Raw genomic sequence first — 18,437 nt, forward strand, 5'->3', positions numbered from 1 at the left:
GCGGTTCGTCTCCTACGGTGACCGCAAGAAAGTCGCCGCCGGAATGCGATCCATTTACACCGCGCCCACGCTCGAGGCCGCCGAGATCGCACTCAAGAACTTCGACAAAGATTTCGGCACCCAATACCCCGCCGCGGTCCAAGTCTGGCAGCGCGCATGGAACGAATTCACCCCGTTCCTGGACTATCCAGTCGAGCTGCGCTGAGTTGTCTGCACGACAAACCTGATCGAGAACATCAACTTCCAGCTCCGGAAACTCACCAAGAACCGCGGTCACTTCGACAGCGACGCCGCCGCCATGAAACTCCTCTACCTCGGACTCCGGAACATCACCAGCCACCGCGGAGGATCATCAGGAACCGGAACCTGGGGATGGAAACAAGCCCTCAACACACTCGTGGTCCTCTTCCCCGGCCGCCTACCAATCCACTAAAATAACCACACAATCATCCGTGGCTTACACGAAAATCATGACAGGGCCACGGTCCGTGGCCCACCACTGCGTCCGTGATCTCACCGGATCGCAGGTAGCGCTTGCTCTGGCTATGCACCACCCAGCCAAGCCGGTGCGGGCTGACTTTTATGATTACCATGTCTGGTCCGTGCACCTCCCACCCGGACACATGCCGCTCTACGATCTCGACAGCCCATTCCTTGGACACCACGACACCAGGCTAGATCGATTCCGGACGGTGGGAAGCCGTGGTGGAAGGCAACCTCAGCGAGGCAAACTTCGGACTTGGTCGCTACCAGCGCTCTCTCGAGCACGGTGAACGTGGCCTGCGCCTGCGCCGACAGGCCCAGGACCTCAGTGGCGAAGCCGGGGCGCTAACGCTGCTCGCGCGTACCTGGCACGCGCTGCACGACACCCGCAAGGCGATCGAGTTATGCCAGCAAGCGATAGCGATTGGCCGCCGCACGCTCATTATCCGGTACGAGACCCTAGCGGAACCACTGGATGTCCTCGCGATCTGCCAGCACCACCTCGGCCATACCATCGATGCCATCAAATGCTGGCAAGAAGCCGCCACTATCTACGACGACTCAGGTCACGCACGCAAAGCCGCCGAGGTCCGACAGCGCCTGCACCAGGCTCAGGCCGCACTCTGAGCCCGACTACTTGCGACCTTGCGTTTTCGTGACACAGGAATCTTCGCAGGATGCGCCCCGACGGCAGCGCCCACGTCGGCAACCCGCTGGTTAAGAGTCGGCACCTGGGCGTGTCGGATGGTGCCGAGTAATGCCGAACAAGACCTTTTCGTCTGGTCAAGCCGCAACCGCGGTGTCGGGGTGTGTCGCCTGGTGTTGGACTGTTTCAGACCTCTCGGGCTCGTCTCGGGCTCGCAAATGCCGGGTTCTGTCGCTGGGTCCAGACGCCTTGGACGGCCGCGTTGCCGGTTGGTGTTGATGATGACGGTGGGAGACCGTCGCGATCTGGTTGTGTCGGCTGTGAGCACGATGGTGGGGATCGTGGTCGGGCTGACGTTCCTGTTCGGGTTTGGCAATGTCTTCGCGCTCGCTCTTCGGCTCGGTGTTCCTGTGTGGGTCGCGCCGTTGGTCGCGCCCGCATTGGACCTGACGGTCGTGGCGTTGCTGGTGGCGATCCGCCGTCTCTCTGCGCATGGAGCGGTCCCTGAGGTTCAGCGCTCGGCGCGGCGGCTCCTCGTTCTTGCGAGCGCGGTGACGCTGGCGTTGAACGTGGCAGAGCCCCTGATTGCTGGAGAGATCGGTAAGGCGCTGTTCGATGCGGTGGGGCCGTTGTTACTGATCGGTTGGTCCGAGGTCGGGCCGGGTTTGCTGCAGGCTCTCGCCGATCTTCGTCAGGGTGTAGAACGTCCTGTCGGTTCGACGCGGCTGACCGCGATGGTCGATCATGAGCCGGAGGAAATGTACGTGGTCGTGTCCGGCTTGGACGGCGATTTGGTTGAGCGGGCGAAGCAAATCGACGCTCGCCATCGGGACCTACACCAGCGCCCGATCTCTGCAGAGGGGCTTCGAAAGGCTTTGGGTGTTGGTGCGCAGCGATCCCGTGCCCTCACGCGTCTGGTCCGGTCGGAGTGGCGCGACCCGTTAGATCGGAGGTCGGAGTCCGCGTCATAGCCCGGCGTGGCGCTGGCATCTCGGTGAGCAGGCGGTTCAACTCAGTCAGCTTTGTCCGCGGTGAACGGTTCCCGGAGCCCTTCATCTCCACGATCGCTTCCCCGCCGGGACGATCCGGACCCTGGACTCGGAGGTCTTCGCGCCGATCGCCTTCGGGATGGACCTGGTCCATGTCCACCACGACGAAGCCCAGAACTTCTAGCGCCATCTGCACGGCCAGGGCGAGGTCATCGCCGTCGGCAGTGAGCAGGCGGGCCGCACCGTCGGCCGCGTCCGTGTCCGCCAGTTCGACGTCGCCCCGGCCCGCGATCAACCGGCGGTCGAGGTCAGACAGCAGTCGCTCGTGCTCGTTCTCCAGCTCTACGACAGCGTCGCGCTTCCTGGTCCCCATCCATCTCTCCGGAAATGTCGTAAACCTCCATCCACCGTGACCCACCCCCTTCGGTTGATAGGTGATGCAGCCTGGATCACTTATCAACCGAGGCGTGCGGGGCGCGAGGCCGTCGGCCCGCGGCCTATACGGTCTCAATCAGCGTCATCGGCGTTGACTCGTCCCGGTCGAGTTGTTGGCGCATCCGGGCGATCGCCTGGTGCTGTATGACCCGTACGGCACCAGGCGCGAGGCCCAGCGCTTCGGCGGTTTCTCTGCCCGAAAGGCCGACCATCATCCGTAAGGTGACGACTTCTTGCTGGGTCTTGGTAAGCGCCCCGAGTGAACCGGAGAGACGGCTTTGAAGGTCACGAGCGTGGTGTGAGCACACCTCGACACCGGCTGGCTCCTGCGGCCGCGCAAGTCCGGATCGGCTATCTCGTTGAGCTGCGCGACGTACGTCGGTGACCTTGTTGTTCGCGATCGAGTAGACGAAGCGCAGGAACGAGTCACCGGTGCCGTGATACCGGGGCAGGGCAGTGAGAACCGTGATGCAAACCTCCTGGGCGACGTCGTCCGCGGTCAGGGAAGAGATCGTTTGTCCGCTTAGCCGGGCGCGGCAGTACGTGACGACCGCCGGCTGAATGACTTCGAGCAGGGCGCGGACCGCGAGCGGCTGACCGTCCTTGGCGTCCATCACCAACTTGGTGAGGTCCTTGGTGGACACTCGTCGAGTCGGGGAGGTGGATGTGTCCTCCGCGCGATCGAGTGCGTCGACGGCGTTGGCGGCGCGGACGTTCCTGTTGACGGGATCCGTGCAGTAGAGCCACTTGGTGTCGATGAAGAAGATGCTCAACTCGGAGGTGAAGGTGAAGTCGAAACCACTGTCGGTTGGAGTGATCAGACGATCCCACTTGAACCGGCGGCTCAGTTCCACAGCCAGATTTGTCGTTGCGAGCGCGTGGAAGCCGAGTTGAGGTGCGGCCGTCTGCCAGCTCTTTCCTGTCCGGTGGCCCCAGATCACGATGTCCCGACTCTCGTCTGGCACCAGCGCGGCGGAAGTGGGCTCGTCGGGGCTGTTGTTCAGCTGAGCGGCGAGGACCTGGTCGAAGATCGGTGTCTCCGCCTCGGCCCGGTCTTCGGCAGGGACAGCGTCCTCCGTGAGCTGGGCGGCCAGGCTCGTCTCTTGCTCGTCGGCGTGCGCCTCGCGTCGCTGCGGGATCGGATCGGTGCTCGCGACGCAGATAGCGTGCATCGGCTCGGCGTCGTCGATGCCGTAATCGACTGCGGTGGAGAGCCACGGGATCGCGTCGGCGAATCGCTCGGTGGCCATCATCTGCATGCCGATTTCGAAGGCCTGGTAGGCGATCTCGGCGACGTGGGCCATGGTGGGCATCACGCGGCCGTGTTCGGCGATGTCGGCGTCGTTGGCCGCCTGGGCGCGGTTCATGACGTGGTCGACGTCGAATCGGAGATCGTCGGGTACAGGGGGTGGGGTCATCGCTGAACCTCCGGTGCGGGATTGCGGTAGTGCGCAAGCAGGGGGGAAGCCTTGAGTTCGGCGAGGCCACGCTGGCGGAGCGCCTTGACGCTGGGCTTGGTCGCGGCGAGAAGCGCCGCGACCTCGTCGAGGCTGTCCCCGTAGCCGTAGAGCCGGATCAGCACCTGACGCTGCCGGGCGGGCAGCGTTCGGAGCGCCTTCACGAGAAGTTCGTCGGTGAACAGCCCGTTCGCGAAGCCGGGGTCGTCCTTGACGTTCGCTGCCGTGGCCCGCAGGATCGCGGCGTCTTCGACCGCGTCCTTGGTTCTCACTGCATCGCAGTGCAGGGCCGCCGAAAGCTCCTCGTCGGTGCTCGGGATCGGACGCCGCTTCTGTTTGCGCAGCTCGTCTTTGACCCTGAGCTCAACGATCTGGATCAAGAGAACTCGGGGCTCACGCAGCGATCCCTGCTCCTGCCACCTCCGGACGAACTCGTGAAATGCGGTGGCCACGACCTCCTCGGCGGCCGCGTGGTCGCCGTGAAGGCGTTTCGTCGCGTAGGCGATCGCTCCGGGCACGCCGCCGTCGCGGACGCGAAGGACTTCGTCCCGGTCGTAACGGATCCGCGGCTGATGTCCGTACTCGCCGGGGTCCGGGTCGTGGTCGGGGCTTTCATGATCGCCGCTCGGTGTGAGTTGGGCGCCCGTCATGCGGACTCCGAGGTCACCGGTACTGCCGGGCCGAGAATAACGGCCCATTCGCCGCCGGCCGGGTCGCGGCTGATCAGGTGAGCGGCGCGTCCGGAGTCGCTGAGCACCTGCGTGGCGTCGACGAGGGCGTCATGGCGGTCCCGGGCCATGGTGCGCCTGGTGCGCAGGGTGACGACGTCCAGGATCGCCCGGATTACCGAGCGGGGGCGGGGGATCATGATGCAGTCTGCATCAGGGGAGTTGGCGGGGCCTGTGTCCATTGTTGGCCTCCCTTCCTACTCCCATACCGAACCGAACGGTGAGGAAGAACTGGTACCGGCGAAAGATCTTGAAATTTCTCCGGCCAGCTCCAGAATTCGCTCTCAGTGGGGAAGCTCTACCACTGCGCGTCGAGCACTGCCACCCCGGACCCTTTCGTCACTGTGACGAAAGGGTCCGGGGTGGATCCATTCATCGTCATCGGCGCCCTTCGGCATGGCCCGATGTTCTGATAATGCCTATTATCGAAACATCTTCGCCACGACCGGGGCGGCTCCTCCGTAAGGCTCGCGCCAGAAGTTCAGGACATGCCTACATGTCCGACACAACGCCGAAGTCGCTACCGCCGGACATACTTCACCTGCATGCAGACCTCGCGAAGGCTCGACGATCCCGCCAGGCACACGATCCAAATTTGGCGGGTCTGCCGTCCGTCGTACGGGTTCGACGTCATTTGGTTCGCCGGGCATGTCTTGAAAGCTCCGCTCGACCCGTGGGAACAGGTCGCCGTGATCCGGCTCGGCGAACTGTTGCCGGACAACGCGACGCCGCGGTTCCGGACGGTGCTCATCATCGTGGGCGGCTAGAACGGCAAGACCCACCTGCGCGTCGTGCTCATGCTGTATTGGCAGTTCTTGGAGCGGCAGAAGCTCATTCTCGGCACGAGCACGAACCTCGGGTACGCGAAGGAGAGTTGGCAAAAGGCCGTCGACCTCGCGGAAGAGACGCCGTCCCTTGCCGTCTGCATCCGCCGAACGGTCTCCGCAAGGCGGCGGGTGAAGAGTGCTTCACGACAGTGACGCTTTGCTGCTACCTGATCGACGCGTCCAACCGGTGTGGCAAGCGGTCCCTCACCGTGAACCGCCTCATCCTCGACGAGCTGCGCGAGCACGCCGATTGGTCGGCGTGGGACACGGCCACCAGCGCCATGAACGCGGTCCCGGACGTGCAAGGGGTCGCCATCACGAACAGGTGCACGTCGAGGTCATCGAAGCGTGGAGCGGCCACGGCCGCACGAAGGCGCTTCGCGAAGAGTTGCCCGCGCTGGTCCGGCAGGTGAAGCCGCGGGTGCCCGGATGGTTCCCGGCCGGGCCCGCGGCGGCCGTCGCCGCGGCGCTCCCCAAGAAGAAGGCACGGCGAGACGTGACGTGGCCTCCGCGGGGCGTCGAGCTGATGCCGTTGACGGCAGAGACCACGGCCATGTGTCTCGGTCTCGCCGAACAGGTCAAGTCCGGCGAGAACAGCCAGTCGAAACCGACCCGCGGCTCTGCGCCGCGATCGTCGATCGCTTGACGTTCGACGCGTACATCATCGAGACCTGCACCGAGTAGTTCCGGCTGCGGACCACACCAAACGCCGAACACCAGCCGCGCCAGCTGACAACGTCCGCCTGATCTTCGACGATCTTGTATGCCGGGCCCACGGCCCGGGATACAAGATCGTCGGCGACGCTCGTGTCATCGTGGTCGCTCGATATCAGGCGCGACACGGGGAGCGTGATCACGGTGCACGAGCTGTCCGAGAAGGTCCAGCGCAGGGTGAGCCACGCGGTGGGAGGCGGCGCCCGAGTGGCCACAGCCACCGGCCTGCGGCACGGAGCCAATCCGTGGTTATTGACGTTCGAACCGGGTAGCCGCGTCGACGCGGCCGTGCTGCGACTCGGGGACCCCAATGAGCCGGACCATTGCCAGCGGTTCGCCATCGAGGTCGCGGCACTACAGGTCGCCAGGGAGCACCAGCTGCCCGCGGCCCGCCTGATCGCCACCGATCTCGACGGTTCCGCAGCAGGTGCGCTGGCGGTGCTGACCACCGTCCTGCCGGGCACAGTCGCATCCCATCGGCCGCCTCCACCGAGCGACTCCAGGGCCTGGGAGCCACAGCAGCCGCACTGCAAGCAGTCCGATTGGTGCCCCAGGCTGCTCTGCCACTGCGGACCCGCTCGATCGCGGATGTCGACTTCGCCGCCCAACGCCGGAAAAGGCGCCACACCACTACTGACGGCTGCGGAATAACGCCTCGAACAGCTCCCCGCGCCCACCGGCCCGACAGTCTTCGTGCATGGCGACCTGTGGTTCGGGAACACCCTCTGGTCCGGTGACCGCTGCACATGCCTGGTCGACTGGGACTGCGCCGGCGCCGGATCGCCGGGAATCGACCTCAGCGGTGCACGCTTCGACGCGGCTCTGATGTTCGGGTTACCCGCCGCCGAACAAGTTCTGGAGGGCTGGCAGCGCGCCGCCGGCCGATGGGCAGAACAGCTCGCGTACTGGGACGTGGTCGCGGCGTTAGGCGCCCTGGCCGACATGTGCTTGGACGGGCGTCGGTGCAGGGTTGAGCGGCTGCGGTCGCGACTTGGCTCCAACGAGTTGTGAGGCACTTGGTGAGCAACTAGAAGTCAAGCGGGGTCCTCGCGATCCACTCGTTTGAGTGAGCTGTCCGACTAGTGGTAACGAAGTTTTCCACGGTTAGCCGGTTTGAATCGACCGTTCATCGCATGGTCGGGGGTGTAAGTGGACGCGTCCGCCGATGCTCCGGCACGGTCATATGCACGTGCACGACCCGGATATTGATGACAGAGGAGCAATTGGAGTGCGAAGGCCTGATCATGATCAGCAACCGGGGGCCGGGATGAGCCCTGGCGTCGGTTCGCCACTCCGCAGCTGTGTGCCCAGCCAGTTCGAGCTTCTCCGTCTTCATGGATTCGCAAACCGTTACGGTAGTTCGTCAGACTTGACTGCATATGTAGCCCGCGACTTTGACGACGAACTTCGGGCTATGGTTGTCCGGGCGGCCGATGGCTCCAGTGTAATGGTGACACTGGTCAGCGACCTTGCGGCGGGGAAGAAACGAGCGGCGTGGGAGTCACTCTGGCAGTCGAAAGGCGAGAGTGGGGAGCTGCTGCTGGGTGACTGGACGGTATGGCCGGCAGCGAGTCCAAGTAGTCCGGATGCTCTAATGGATGCGGCCAGAAGGGCTTTGCCCCGCACTGCCTTCTTCTTGCCGGGGCTGGATCGATATCTTCGCGGTTCAGATCAAGAGGTTGGGGACAGGGTTGCTCGGGTCTTACGGGAGACCCTTAGTGATCCTCGTCGTGCACCGATTTTGATTGTTGCAACGATTCGTTCAGGCCCCTTGCAAGAACTGAGACTAGTCTCCGGAAAATTTCCGCATGCCAAGCTGCTAGTTGAGGGCAGTGAGATTAGGGTTCCTGACGAATTCAGCTTAGAGGAGATGGCACGTGCGTCGTCCTCTGAAGACCCGCGCGTGGCAGAAGCCTCGGTTCGCGCTGCAAAAGATCGCTATGTCGTCCAGTACATGTTGGATGTCCACGATCTCCAAACTCGCGTCGACAAGGCCAGCATTATAGAAGGCGCCATCCTGCAATGGGCAATCAAGGCACGACGTCTCGGCAACGGATGCTGGCTGACGCGCGAATTACTGGAAAAAGGGACGAGTGCTTCTCTGCATCAGAAGGTGCAGCATATTGTAGGCGAATCTGGCTTCGATAAGGCATTCGCGGAACTGGTGAGGCGAGGCCCTGGTGGAGCGAGCGTGATGATTGAACGCGACACACTCGTGCTCAATGATAGCCGCGGCCCTAGCTATCGGCTGGACGATTACCTTGAACGTAGGTACGTGGCTGGCGCGACTGATCCGGTGACGCTAGAACCGCAACTGTTGCAGGTTCTTGTTGAGGCCGCAGACGATTCAAGTCTGGCCCCTTTGGCTGGGCAGTGTCGCAAACGTGGCCTATTGTATTGGGCCATGCGCTTTTACCTTCGTGCGGCAGAGGGAGGCGATCGGTCAGCTCGACTGAAGTTGGCGGAGATGCTCGGTCAGGCGGGCCGTGTCGACGATGCGCTAGACCAGTATCGATACCTGGCGGACGAACGTGACACTGAAGCATTAATCCTTGCGGCGGAAACACTCATTGCTGCAGGCCGGAATCAGGATGCTGTAGAGTGGTTGAAAGGCATGACGGAAAAGCGTCATGATCGAGCCACGGTTCTGACTGCGAGAGCGTTGGAACGTATGAACCGTCACAATGAAGCGCTTTGCCTATATCGCGAGCTTGCTGAACGCGGAAATGCTGCAGCTGCCGCAGTTGCGGCAGATTTGATGATCGATTCCGTCGAAGGGCTTGCGCGATCAGCAATAATCGACGAAATCGTTGAATGGCTTACGTCGCTTGCTGATCGATGTGGACCCAGTGTCGTTGAACTTGCGACGGAATTGCTGGTGGATAACCAACAGGTTGACTCTGCAATGCTTCGTCTCAAAGATTACGCAACGTCCGGCCGTACCTATGCCTGGCTCCTCGGAGCGAAGGTGCTTTTCTCGCAAGGGCGCTCTCAATTGGCGTTGGCCTGGTGTCAAGCAGCAGTTAAGCATAAAGTGGCGCATGCTGCGGCGTTCGCGGCAAAGATAAATGCGCAGCTTGGCCTCGCTGAGATAGCCGGTGAGTATGCCCTTATGGCTGCGGAGGCGGGAACCCCGGAAGCTCTTGTGGAGGTCGGAAACGTTCATGCGGAGAAGGGGCTGGCCGAATATGCTCTGCAATGCTATGGATCTGCAGTTGATCGAGGGCATATGCAGGCGCTCGCCAGAATCGCTGAGGTGTATGCGACGGAAGGAAAGAGTGACGATTCGTTCAAATTCTATCGTCAGGCGCAGCGGGCGAAATGTGCGCCTCCAGCTTCCGTGATTGCCGCTTTCTTGTGTGATGCCGGGCGGGTCAGGGAGGCGTTCGAGTGGTATTTCAAGGTGTTGTCGGACATTTCGAATCCTGACGTCATTGTTTCAATATCGGACTACCTTTTAATTCGAAAAGATGAATCAGCACTTTCCTGGGATGCTGTAAGATTTGCCCTAGTGGGCTATATGAAGGCGGCTAAAGTGGCCCGGCCGCAGGCAGTGACATGGCTGGCGGAAGGGCTTATTCGAGCAGGGGAGGAAGAGGCTCGCGCTTCGGTCAAGCAGTACGACGGAAAACTTGATGTCCCGGAAGTGCCATCGCAAAAGCTCGTCGCTGCCGCCGACTTGCTGAACGATGCGGCAATAGATGGCGACGTTTCTGCGCGAATGAAGCTTGTGAAGCTCCTTGCACGTCTTAATCGACATGTTGAAGCGTGCAGACATCTCGAAACTATCAAGAAGCAAACAACCGTCGATGTTGACGTTGACATGACAATCTCCTTGGCGGGGCAAGGGAAAGCCGATGAGGCAATGGCCAGGCTTTGGAGCCAGCTCAAGAAATCGAACACAAAAGCTGTGGCACCTGCTGCCATGTTCTTGATGCGGCATAATTGCAGCGACGCGGCAATCGAGGTACTCGAACGCGGAATCGAACTGGGTGATATTGAGTCCCATCTGCGTCTGGGTGATCTTAAGCGGTTCAAACGTCGCTACGTTGATGCGCTCGATCTCTATCTGTTTGCACTTCTGCATGGCCATCCAGATGCTGCTGCCCGGATCCGTACCTTGTTCACGTTCAACGAAGATCATCACGCTCAACGCGACCTGCGACGGTACGGAATTACGCTGGACGGCCAGATTTCGGAGCCGTGGTCGGTCGCGGCGGACCCACTCGCAAATCAGTAAGGTCAAACTGAAAACATGGAGAAGGTTACAGTCATTGATTAGGTGGACCGCGCGCCGAGCCAGTCTAGGAAGTCAGCGGCCGCGCACCCCGGCTTGCAGGGCCGCCCGCGCTCGCCGGTGAATGCGGTGCCATCCGTGGGCGCAAAAGTCACCGGGTTGGGTCTCGACGTCGACTTGTGGCCGCTAGTGGCCGACCATCACCCCGAGACCCAACGCTCCCTCGTTGCCCGCGGAGTATCCGACCCCGACGCGTGGCACCGACTCCGGCCGCTCTGCAAGACCTGCCATGACCGGCATACTGGGCTTACGAGCCCTGGCGGTTGGCAGGCGAAGTCTTAATCCTTACCCCGCTCGGTCTGTGAAAGTGCTTCGTCGTATTGCTCCATGAACTTCTGCAGCGCTGCTTCAAGGTTCTGAACCGGATCCGGTTGAGATTCTTTTATATTGTCTAATGCTTGTAGAAAGGCTACTGTGCGCGGAGCCCTGGAAGGTGGAACCGAAATATCGGGGATGACATCAGCCTTATCGGCAGGTTCGGTAAACCAGGCGCTCGCATGGCCACCAACTTCGGGTTCTTCCTGATTCGGCTCGCCTGACTTGGCGGCCCGAAGCTCGCGAATTCGCTCCAGTGCCTCAGTGAACTTTTGAGCCTTGACAAGCTCTGTCACGCTCTCGGGCTTGGGCGGTTCTATGCCAGGTATTTTATCTCCGGGGATTGATTTCGCGATCGTTCGGACGACGTCGGGGGTCGTCCTGCCTTGTTTTTGATCTAGCAGGACGCGTAGCTGGGCTGCCGTGATCTGCTCTTCAGTCAGGCGATGCGATCGAGTCATTGGCTCTGCCCCGTCTTGTCGGTCGGGTCCAGTATCTCACCGAGCACGCGCTGGTGAAACACGTCAAGCAGGTCGTACTCGTCCTGCTGCGCAAGCTCCGACCTTGCAAGTTTCATCATCAGACTCAGGCCAAGTGTCCGCTTCGCTGCCGACTCGTCCATGGTGAGCTCGGCGGCCCATGTGAACCGGCGCCACCACTCCTCGCGGCGAGCGGCCAGCTCTCGCTGCTCAGTCGCTCGATCATTCGCTCGTGCCCCCAAGCGAGCGCCGATGAACGCGCCCGACGTGGCCAACACGCCAACGACGGCCGTTACCGCGATCTGCCACCCGCTCACTCGGCGTCCCGCCAGGGCACACCAGCCGGGCGAGCGCCGCCCGAGCCCACGTAGTCGTGGACTGCTCTTCGAACTGTCGACCAGGAGATCTCCGCGTCGCTCGGCACCTCGCGCTCATGGGACTGGTAGTCGTATGCCACTGGCTCCGGCGACGTCCCACCCGACGTGCTGATGACGCTCGTCTCGTCCTTGCCTGCGAAGCCGACAAACCCGCACGTCGTGGCCGCTGCGCGCACGCCGAACTGAAGGATCGACCAGCCGTCGTTGTCCCGGTGATCGATCTGGGCGACCAAACCGACCTTGACCTCAGGCGACTCGGCCTCGGCCACCATCCGGTCCAGCAGCTCGTCCACCTCCGCCGCCGTGCTCAGCGCGAGGGGTTCCCGCTGACCTGGATCGAAACAAGCATCGAACGTCACCACTGTTTCCCTCCCCGATACACCTTCGTGAACCCGCCCGTCCCGTGGACCGTCAGCGCGCCGCCCTCCGGCAGAACCACACCCAGCAGATCGTCACAGCTCGCCTGGCCCTGGCAGGGCATGTTGTTGATGACCACCGTGGCGTCCGTGATCCCGCTGTCGCGCATCTCGGCCGCGATCTTGAGTTCTACGTCCGCGGCCGCCGTCAGCGGCACGAACGGGCACCCGGCCTCCTTCACGATCTCGTTCACGCGGTCCGTTCGGTCATCCCGCCCGCTGGTCACAGCCGCAGTGTTTCTACCAGGTGCAAACCAGCGGCCATGCGTCTTCAACCCGCGACGGCGTGTCACCGGCGGGGCAACTCCCGCCGCACCTGCTCGACCAGGTCGTCATCCTCGTCGTCCACGTCCTGATTGCTGGACGAAGTGGCTGGACCAGGAGGAGCGGACTGTTCAGAAGCTCCAGCCGAAGTGGACTCCGAAGCTGAGGAGATACCCGTCGAGCAGGTCGGACGACTCGCCTATCTGGCCGGTGACCGTCTCCGACGAGGACTTCAACTCGGCGGGCAAGCCCGGCAGCCGGTTGAAGTCAGGATCAGAGACACCGGCCGCGAGCTCCGATCACTTCACACCAGCGTCTTCAAGCCTCTGGTCAGCGAGCTTGAGAGCGGCGAGAGTTGCATTCGCCTTGACGACCGCCGTTCGCACTCCCGCGGCGATCTCCTCAACCAATCCCACGGCCCCTCCCCAGAGCGTCGTCCGACGGGGACGCTACCTCGAAGATCGGCTCGGAAGGCCAATTGCCGCAGGTCGAGCGCGTGAACGTGAGTCGGCCCGACGGGCTGTCCGCTCAACCAGTCGGGCCTTAGCCGCACCTGCCTGGCAGGGGCCAGCAACGTGCAGTCGCAGGGCGAAGTCGGTCTGCTGTGCGCCGGCATCCCGGAGGAGTACGGCGGGGGTGGCGGCGATTTCCGGCATGACGCGGTGATCGCGCTCGACCGTCAGGTTGGTGGCCTCGGCGGCGTCGTTGATCTGGTACGGCCCGCCGTCGGGTGCGCGCAGTGTCGGCATAGCAGGCCTCCTCGGTTGTGGGGCGAATGAGTGACGCGGCGCCACGGCAACCCCGACCGTGAACGCCGCGCCACGTCTGAGGGCCGGTCAGCCGCCAGCGGGCTGGGCCGCGGTGAAGCCCATATCCGCCAGCAGTACCTTCCAGCCGGGGCAGCCGAAGAAGAACCGCATGGCGGTCTTGGACGTTGCTAGGTGACTCTGTTACCGGGCAACATCGCGCCCTTCGCTTGGCCAGTTGCGGTCTCATCAGACGAGACGAGGATGACCGGCACGGGAACCCACCGCGCCCAGCCCTGCTCCGCATCGACCGGCCCTTCGACGGTCCACCCCGGCGGCCATGAGCTTTCGAAATTTGGTCGGGTGAAATCGACTCGGATGCGTGCCTCGGAAGCATTCGGCACTACGTCGAACGTAGCCTCATAGAACGAGACGTCGTCGGTGAAGGTCGCTTTGCTGAACAAGACCGGGCTGATGAAGGTCGCCTTGCCGAATCTAGCTTGGCCCGTGAAGGTGGCCTTGTCGAACCTAGCTTGGCCCGTGAAGGTCGCCTCGCCAAACGTGGCCCCACCGTAGAAGGTAGTCTCGTCGAACCAGGTATCACGGCCGAAGTTCGCCTTGCTGAACCTGGCGTCGAGCTGGAAGGTCGACTGTGCAAAAAACGAGCGGTCGTGGAAGGTCGTCTCGTTGAACCAGGTGTCGAGGTTGAAGGTCGTCTTACCGAATAGGGCGATCTTGTGGAAGGTCCCCTCGCTGAACAAGGCGCCGTTGTGGAAGGTCGTTTGGCCGAACCGGGCAGTGCCGTGGAATGTTGCCCGTTCAAACCAGGCACCGTCGTGGAAGGTTGTCTTGTCGAATAGGGCGTCGTTGTGGAAGGTCGTTTGGCCGAACCGGGCAGTGCCGTGGAACGTTGTCTCGCCGAACAAGGCCGTGTTGACCTGGCAGCCCGCTAAGTCAAAGTTGATGAGTGTGGCACCGGTGAGGTCGAGGTTGATGTCTTTCCAGAAGGTCTTTGCGGCATGTTTCGCGTCGTTTCCGGACCTCAGGTGCGTGACCAGGATGCGCTGAGCTGTGAGACGGACTTCCCGTTCTTGTCGGGCATGGTGGTCGAGCTCGGCTACTCTTGGGAGCTCGGACTCGTCACTGCTCTCGGCGCGCTGCCGAGACGCACCCCGGTTGGGGGCCAGGGGGCGGTGGATACCGGGCCGGTTACGGGGTCGGGGTCTACCGGGTAGGTGGAAGGGGGCACGTAGGTAGGCGCAGATCACGTCGACCACGACCTGACGGTGGTCGGGGTTGTCCTGGGCAACGCGTTCGAGCGCGTACAGCCCGCCGTGGCGGATCGCGGGTTTGTCGGAGCCGAGCTGCTCGACGGCCTTGACATACAGCTCAGTGAGCCGTCGTTCTGCATTGTCGTGCTCGGTGGACCACTGCCGGCGCCCGGTGAGCACCAGCGCGACCACGCCGCCGGCCCCGGCCCCGACTGTGAGACCGACCTTGATGAGTTCGATCCTGTTCTTCGCATCGCTGCCTGGATCGATGAACATCAGCAGCGTCGTCACGGCCGCGGCCGCGATCAGTGCGACCGGGACGACGATGACGACGATCGCCCACCACCACGTGCCGCCACGGTCCCGCCACCGGCGTCGCGCCCACGCTGCCTTCGACCCACTCATCCGCTTCACGCTTGGTAGTCGTACGGAGCGCCGCCGATCGCTACGTTCCCTGGGGAACGGACTGTAGAAAAGGTGGCAGGTCAACCCGTCATCAACGACGCTCTCGGGTTCGGAGGCTGCCTCCAGGTTGCGCGACTGGCGTTGGGCGTGGCGTTGGTTCAGGATTGACGGTGTGCCTACATCGATTCCAGCCCTCGTTGAGCCCGCGGTCCTGCGGTGGGCTCGGACCACAATCGGGCTGACCGAGGTGGCCGCGGCGCGCAAGATCGGCGTGCCGGACGACCGGGTCGCTCAGTGGGAGTCGGGCGAGGCGCAACCTACGATCGCGCAGCTCAAGAAGGCCGCGACGGCTTATAACCGGGCTTTGGGAGTGTTCTTTCTGGCCGATCCTCCGGCTGCGTTCGAGACGTTGCGCGACTTCCGCCGGTTGCCCGAAGCCAGCGTGGGGGAATGGTCGCCAGACCTGCATGCGGAGTACCGGCGGGCGCACCAGCAGCGGGACAACCTGCTTGAGCTGTACGAGCTTGATGACGACGATCCACCGGCTGACTGGCGCCTGAGTGCGGCAGGGTCCGACGAGCGCCTGGCTGAGCGTGCTCGCGAGACGCTCTTGGGTCTATCACCGATCGCCCTGACCACCCGGTCTACCGTGTACGACCACCTCAATGCCTGGGGCGCCGGACTCGAACGGGCCGGGGTGCTGGTGCTTGCGACGTCACGTGGCCGTGTTTCGACGACCGAAATGCGTGCCTTCTCGTTGTACTTCGACAAGCTGCCGGTGATCATGGTCAACGGTGGTGACAGTCCTCGGGGTCGCCTGTTTTCCCTCCTGCATGAGTTCGCTCACCTGGCCCTGCATACTCAAGGTCTGTGCGATGTGACCGCCGACCTGCGCGCGACGACGCCGGAGCGGCAGCTGGAGGCGCGTTGCAACGCCCTCGCCGCGGCCATGCTCATGCCGGCCACCGCGGTGCTGCGACGGCCAGAGGTTCAGGCCCGCGCCGAACAGCAGGACACCTGGACCTACGTGGCGCTGCACGATGCAGCCGCTCCCTTCGGGGTGAGCGCCGAGGCGTTCCTGCGTCGGTTGCTCACTCTTGGTCGTGTCACTCAGGCCTTCTACGAAGCGCGGCGCGCGGAGTTCGTGAAGGCTTATGAGGCGGATTCAGTCGCCCGTACGGCGGGCGGCGGGGACTGGTACCGCAACACCGTCCGTGACCTGGGGAAAGGCTACGTCCGGCAGGTGGCCGACGCACACCGTCGCCGCATGATCGACACCTATACCGCCACGACGTACCTCAACGCCAAGGCCGGTCAGATCGACAAGCTCGCCGACGCCGCGGCTGTCCGGGAGGCGAACTAGCAGGTGCCCTTGTACTCCTTCGACACCAGCGCGATCCTCAACGGGCGCCGTGATCAACTGCCGCCGTCGGTCTTCAGCACCCTGTGGCAACGAATCGAGATGCTGATCGCCGAAGGAACCATCCGCGCGGTGGAAGTGGTTCGCGACGAGCTCGGAAAGCGTGACGACGACGCCAACACCTGGGCGCGTGCGCAGGGAGACCTCTTCATACCTCTCGACCAGGACATCCAAGTCTCAACCAGGAAGATTCTCCAAGCGCATCCGAAGATGATGGGAACGGGCGGCGGTCGCAACGGCGCCGACCCGTTCGTGATCGGTCTCGCGCTCGCACGCACCGGTGTCGTCGTCACCGACGAAACCTTCAGCGGCAACCTGAACAAGCCGCGCATTCCCGACGTGTGTAAAGCGGTCAGTGTCCCGTGCATGAACCTCGTCGGGTTCGTGCAGGCGCAGGGATGGAAGTTCTAGCCGGACTGAGCGCCAACGTCGTCAAGCGGCGCATGGAACAGGCCGCGTCCGCATCCGGCGGCGAAATCGAGTTCACCTTCATGGCCGTGATCCTCGCCGGAGCTCACGCTGCGCATCGAGCTCGACTCGACGGCCGCCCGCGAGATGTAGCAGTCTTCCGCTTGCCAAACGAGGCCGCACCGGGCTACGCCTCGACGTCTCAGCCCAGCCGCGTACGGCGACTTCGAAGACGGAACCTCGTCGACGCGGGTAACTGTGGGCAGCCTGGACGCCTACGCATGTTGAGCGATGAGCAACGGGCCCGCGCGGAAGGACGCGCAATGGGCCAGCCGGAAGCCGTCTGCTACCATGGGAACCGGAGCAGGAAGTTCTCGGTGCAAGTCCGAGCACGACGAAGTCGGTGTAGCTTAACGAGCAAAGCCCCTTTTTTCCTGCTAAGAGGCCAGGCCCAGGTAGGGCCTGGCTTCTTGCTATGCCATATCAACTCCGCACGCTGCGAACGCTGTCTTCAGGTCTGCCTCTGTCACTGCGACCGCCCGGTAGTGATGGCGGACGAACCCAAGGATCACCTTGCGGCGTTTGGTGGGGTTGAGCCGTCCCGGCGTGTGCTGCAGGTGATCCTCGACGATCACCTTTGCCCACGTCGCGGGTGGGACGGCGGGGATCAACATCCAATTGGCCTCGCGGGCGAGTGCCTTCGTGGTGGCGAGGGCTTCCACAAGCTCACCAAGCATGAACGTGACGCGGTCACCGAGTCGGAGTCCGCGCGGCGACCGACCGGTGTGCTTACACCATGCGACTTCCCCCGCAGGGGTCAGTTCTCCGATCTTGTCCACGAGGGGCTGACTAACGATGCCGCTGCGGTGGATGATCGCGTTGCGCATCTCCCGGAGCACGTGGAACCGGGTCATCCGGTCAACGTCAAAAGAGCTGCCTGCCCGCGTTGCGAGCTTGTCGTGCATCTGCCAGGCCTTGGCTGATCCCGCACCGATCAGTTCGAGGCAGTCCAGAATGAAGCCTTCGTGGATGGCTAAGGCTTGGGGCACTGCCATCGCTCCCAGGTGCTCTTCGGCTCCACGCAGGATGGCCTGGGCGGCGTCAGGACGCAGGTCGAACCGCTCAACGTGCGGGATCGTCGGGAAGATCTCCGACAACTGCCTGGATGAGTCGCGGGTGAGCTCGAGGAAATTCGCCGACACCTGCGCCCCCACCAGAAGCGCCATCATGGCGTTGTTGGCGCTCTCCCTGGAAGCTTCGTGGTGCCGAAAAGCGGGGAACTGGACCAGGGCGTCGCGTGGCATCGACAGAGCGTAGCCTCCGTGCTCTGCACTGCTGGGGACGAAGTCGTGTTCGCACGGGGTTACTGGTTCGGAACTTCGGTCCAGGTCGGCATGTTGCGAAGGGTGGACGCTGCGACGAGGGCAGGGCGGGGTGTGCCGTCGAAGGGTTGGTAGTAGGTGGTGTCATCGGGTAGGACGTACCAGCGGCCGCCGCCGAGAGTGGGCTTGTCGGCGGCTTCGTACACGGTCGCGCCGGTCAGGTCGGGTTCGTCCACCGTGTCTCCCAGGTCACTCTTACGGCCTAGCGTGTTACCAAGTCGAGTCAACCATGCCAGTCGCTGCGCGTGCCTCACTGGTCGAGGTGGTGTCGAGTTCACTACCTGGTGTTATATCGACCACTCGGCTTGACGAGAGCCTGTTAGGCCTTCGGGATCGTCGACAGAGTTCGTGCGTATGTTCGAGTGTTTGTCGCTGGCT

The 18,437-nt window shown here is 63.0% G+C and carries 20 protein-coding genes and 2 pseudogenes; 11 read left to right on the forward strand and 11 right to left on the reverse strand.

What is annotated here, in order from left to right; all coding sequences use genetic code 11:
• The 3 genes and pseudogenes from ACSMFO_RS16175 to ACSMFO_RS16185 all read left to right on the forward strand — a co-directional run.
• Positions 1–433 (forward strand): annotated as a pseudogene (locus ACSMFO_RS16175) (transposase); the annotation flags it as partial.
• Positions 434–702: 269 nt separating this feature from the next.
• On the forward strand, positions 703–1,110 hold the full coding sequence (locus ACSMFO_RS16180; RefSeq protein ID WP_436459285.1) for a tetratricopeptide repeat protein: 408 nt from the start codon (positions 703–705) through the stop codon (positions 1,108–1,110).
• 300 nt (positions 1,111–1,410) lie between these two features.
• Entirely contained in the window at positions 1,411–2,100 is a 690-nt protein-coding gene (locus tag ACSMFO_RS16185; protein ID WP_436459286.1) for a hypothetical protein, read from the forward strand.
• Here ACSMFO_RS16185 and ACSMFO_RS16190 read toward each other — a convergent pair.
• From ACSMFO_RS16190 to ACSMFO_RS16205, 4 genes are all read right to left on the reverse strand, one after another.
• Positions 2,036–2,491, reverse strand: a complete 456-nt coding sequence (locus ACSMFO_RS16190) for a hypothetical protein (protein WP_436459287.1) — start codon at positions 2,489–2,491, stop codon at positions 2,036–2,038. The two genes, ACSMFO_RS16185 and ACSMFO_RS16190, sit on opposite strands and share 65 nt — an antisense overlap.
• A gap of 124 nt (positions 2,492–2,615) precedes the next feature.
• The gene (locus ACSMFO_RS16195; protein WP_436459289.1) at positions 2,616–3,971 is read right to left on the reverse strand and encodes a sigma-70 family RNA polymerase sigma factor; all 1,356 of its coding nucleotides are present in this window, start codon (positions 3,969–3,971) and stop codon (positions 2,616–2,618) included.
• Positions 3,968–4,660: an RNA polymerase sigma factor gene (locus tag ACSMFO_RS16200; RefSeq protein ID WP_436459291.1), complete on the reverse strand. Its 693-nt coding sequence runs from the start codon at positions 4,658–4,660 to the stop codon at positions 3,968–3,970. The genes ACSMFO_RS16195 and ACSMFO_RS16200 overlap by 4 nt, the downstream gene beginning before the upstream one ends.
• Entirely contained in the window at positions 4,657–4,920 is a 264-nt protein-coding gene (locus ACSMFO_RS16205) for a hypothetical protein (RefSeq protein WP_436459292.1), read from the reverse strand. Before ACSMFO_RS16205 ends, ACSMFO_RS16200 begins: the two co-directional genes overlap by 4 nt.
• Positions 4,921–5,283: 363 nt before the next feature.
• On the opposite strand from ACSMFO_RS16205, the gene ACSMFO_RS16210 reads away from it, so the two are divergent.
• From ACSMFO_RS16210 to ACSMFO_RS16230, 5 genes and pseudogenes are all read left to right on the forward strand, one after another.
• Positions 5,284–5,505, forward strand: a complete 222-nt coding sequence (locus tag ACSMFO_RS16210) for a hypothetical protein (protein ID WP_436459294.1) — start codon at positions 5,284–5,286, stop codon at positions 5,503–5,505.
• 385 nt (positions 5,506–5,890) lie between these two features.
• Positions 5,891–6,211 (forward strand): hypothetical protein, encoded by a 321-nt coding sequence (locus ACSMFO_RS16215; RefSeq protein WP_436459295.1) that lies wholly within the window; start codon positions 5,891–5,893, stop codon positions 6,209–6,211.
• Positions 6,212–6,531: 320 nt separating this feature from the next.
• Positions 6,532–6,930, forward strand: a complete 399-nt coding sequence (locus tag ACSMFO_RS16220) for a phosphotransferase (RefSeq protein ID WP_436459296.1) — start codon at positions 6,532–6,534, stop codon at positions 6,928–6,930.
• A gap of 15 nt (positions 6,931–6,945) precedes the next feature.
• Positions 6,946–7,290: pseudogene (locus ACSMFO_RS16225) on the forward strand (phosphotransferase family protein); the annotation flags it as partial.
• A gap of 439 nt (positions 7,291–7,729) precedes the next feature.
• Positions 7,730–10,519: a hypothetical protein gene (locus ACSMFO_RS16230; protein WP_436459298.1), complete on the forward strand. Its 2,790-nt coding sequence runs from the start codon at positions 7,730–7,732 to the stop codon at positions 10,517–10,519.
• A 335-nt stretch (positions 10,520–10,854) separates the two neighbouring features.
• On the opposite strand, the gene ACSMFO_RS16235 is transcribed toward ACSMFO_RS16230, so the two are convergent.
• Genes ACSMFO_RS16235 through ACSMFO_RS16250 form a run of 4 tightly spaced genes read right to left on the reverse strand, consistent with a single transcriptional unit; the run spans position 10,855 to position 12,456 of the window.
• Positions 10,855–11,352 carry a hypothetical protein gene (locus tag ACSMFO_RS16235; protein WP_436459300.1) on the reverse strand — a complete coding sequence of 166 codons (498 nt, stop codon included), beginning with the start codon at positions 11,350–11,352 and terminating at the stop codon, positions 10,855–10,857.
• Entirely contained in the window at positions 11,349–11,687 is a 339-nt protein-coding gene (locus ACSMFO_RS16240) for a hypothetical protein (RefSeq protein WP_436459302.1), read from the reverse strand. Before ACSMFO_RS16240 ends, ACSMFO_RS16235 begins: the two co-directional genes overlap by 4 nt.
• Entirely contained in the window at positions 11,684–12,109 is a 426-nt protein-coding gene (locus ACSMFO_RS16245; RefSeq protein WP_436459303.1) for an Imm1 family immunity protein, read from the reverse strand. The genes ACSMFO_RS16240 and ACSMFO_RS16245 overlap by 4 nt, the downstream gene beginning before the upstream one ends.
• Positions 12,103–12,456, reverse strand: a complete 354-nt coding sequence (locus ACSMFO_RS16250) for a DddA-like double-stranded DNA deaminase toxin (protein WP_436459305.1) — start codon at positions 12,454–12,456, stop codon at positions 12,103–12,105. The genes ACSMFO_RS16245 and ACSMFO_RS16250 overlap by 7 nt, the downstream gene beginning before the upstream one ends.
• 546 nt (positions 12,457–13,002) lie before the next feature.
• On the opposite strand from ACSMFO_RS16250, the gene ACSMFO_RS16255 reads away from it, so the two are divergent.
• Positions 13,003–13,206, forward strand: coding sequence for an acyl-CoA dehydrogenase family protein (locus ACSMFO_RS16255; RefSeq protein WP_436459307.1), 204 nt, complete (start codon positions 13,003–13,005; stop codon positions 13,204–13,206).
• A 158-nt stretch (positions 13,207–13,364) separates the two neighbouring features.
• Here the strand turns inward: ACSMFO_RS16255 and ACSMFO_RS16260 are convergent, their stop codons facing one another.
• Complete coding sequence (locus ACSMFO_RS16260; protein WP_436459309.1) at positions 13,365–14,849, reverse strand: pentapeptide repeat-containing protein; 1,485 nt, start codon at positions 14,847–14,849, stop codon at positions 13,365–13,367.
• 172 nt (positions 14,850–15,021) lie between these two features.
• Between ACSMFO_RS16260 and ACSMFO_RS16265 the strand changes: the two genes are divergently transcribed.
• Together ACSMFO_RS16265 and ACSMFO_RS16270 are read left to right on the forward strand one after the other, a co-directional pair.
• The gene (locus tag ACSMFO_RS16265; protein ID WP_436459311.1) at positions 15,022–16,212 is read left to right on the forward strand and encodes an XRE family transcriptional regulator; all 1,191 of its coding nucleotides are present in this window, start codon (positions 15,022–15,024) and stop codon (positions 16,210–16,212) included.
• A 9-nt stretch (positions 16,213–16,221) separates the two neighbouring features.
• The gene (locus ACSMFO_RS16270; protein ID WP_436459312.1) at positions 16,222–16,680 is read left to right on the forward strand and encodes a DUF4411 family protein; all 459 of its coding nucleotides are present in this window, start codon (positions 16,222–16,224) and stop codon (positions 16,678–16,680) included.
• A 470-nt stretch (positions 16,681–17,150) separates the two neighbouring features.
• On the opposite strand, the gene ACSMFO_RS16275 is transcribed toward ACSMFO_RS16270, so the two are convergent.
• Complete coding sequence (locus tag ACSMFO_RS16275; RefSeq protein WP_436459314.1) at positions 17,151–17,981, reverse strand: hypothetical protein; 831 nt, start codon at positions 17,979–17,981, stop codon at positions 17,151–17,153.
• A 59-nt stretch (positions 17,982–18,040) separates the two neighbouring features.
• Positions 18,041–18,235 (reverse strand): hypothetical protein, encoded by a 195-nt coding sequence (locus ACSMFO_RS16280; RefSeq protein ID WP_436459316.1) that lies wholly within the window; start codon positions 18,233–18,235, stop codon positions 18,041–18,043.
• Positions 18,236–18,437 lie beyond the last annotated feature (202 nt).

It is taken from the genome of Amycolatopsis sp. w19 (assembly GCF_051373225.1).
GTDB lineage: Bacteria > Actinomycetota > Actinomycetes > Mycobacteriales > Pseudonocardiaceae > Amycolatopsis > Amycolatopsis japonica.

Excerpts from the sequence above, each read along its gene's own strand:
- ACSMFO_RS16185 (WP_436459286.1), top strand. The coding sequence starts at position 1,411 with ATGACGGTGGGAGACCGTCGCGATCTGGTTGTGTCGGCTGTGAGCACG.
- ACSMFO_RS16190 (WP_436459287.1), bottom strand. The coding sequence starts at position 2,491 with ATGGGGACCAGGAAGCGCGACGCTGTCGTAGAGCTGGAGAACGAGCAC.
- ACSMFO_RS16195 (WP_436459289.1), bottom strand. The coding sequence starts at position 3,971 with ATGACCCCACCCCCTGTACCCGACGATCTCCGATTCGACGTCGACCAC.
- ACSMFO_RS16200 (WP_436459291.1), bottom strand. The coding sequence starts at position 4,660 with ATGACGGGCGCCCAACTCACACCGAGCGGCGATCATGAAAGCCCCGAC.
- ACSMFO_RS16205 (WP_436459292.1), bottom strand. The coding sequence starts at position 4,920 with ATGGACACAGGCCCCGCCAACTCCCCTGATGCAGACTGCATCATGATC.
- ACSMFO_RS16210 (WP_436459294.1), top strand. The coding sequence starts at position 5,284 with ATGCAGACCTCGCGAAGGCTCGACGATCCCGCCAGGCACACGATCCAA.
- ACSMFO_RS16235 (WP_436459300.1), bottom strand. The coding sequence starts at position 11,352 with ATGACTCGATCGCATCGCCTGACTGAAGAGCAGATCACGGCAGCCCAG.
- ACSMFO_RS16260 (WP_436459309.1), bottom strand. The coding sequence starts at position 14,849 with ATGAGTGGGTCGAAGGCAGCGTGGGCGCGACGCCGGTGGCGGGACCGT.
- ACSMFO_RS16275 (WP_436459314.1), bottom strand. The coding sequence starts at position 17,981 with ATGCCACGCGACGCCCTGGTCCAGTTCCCCGCTTTTCGGCACCACGAA.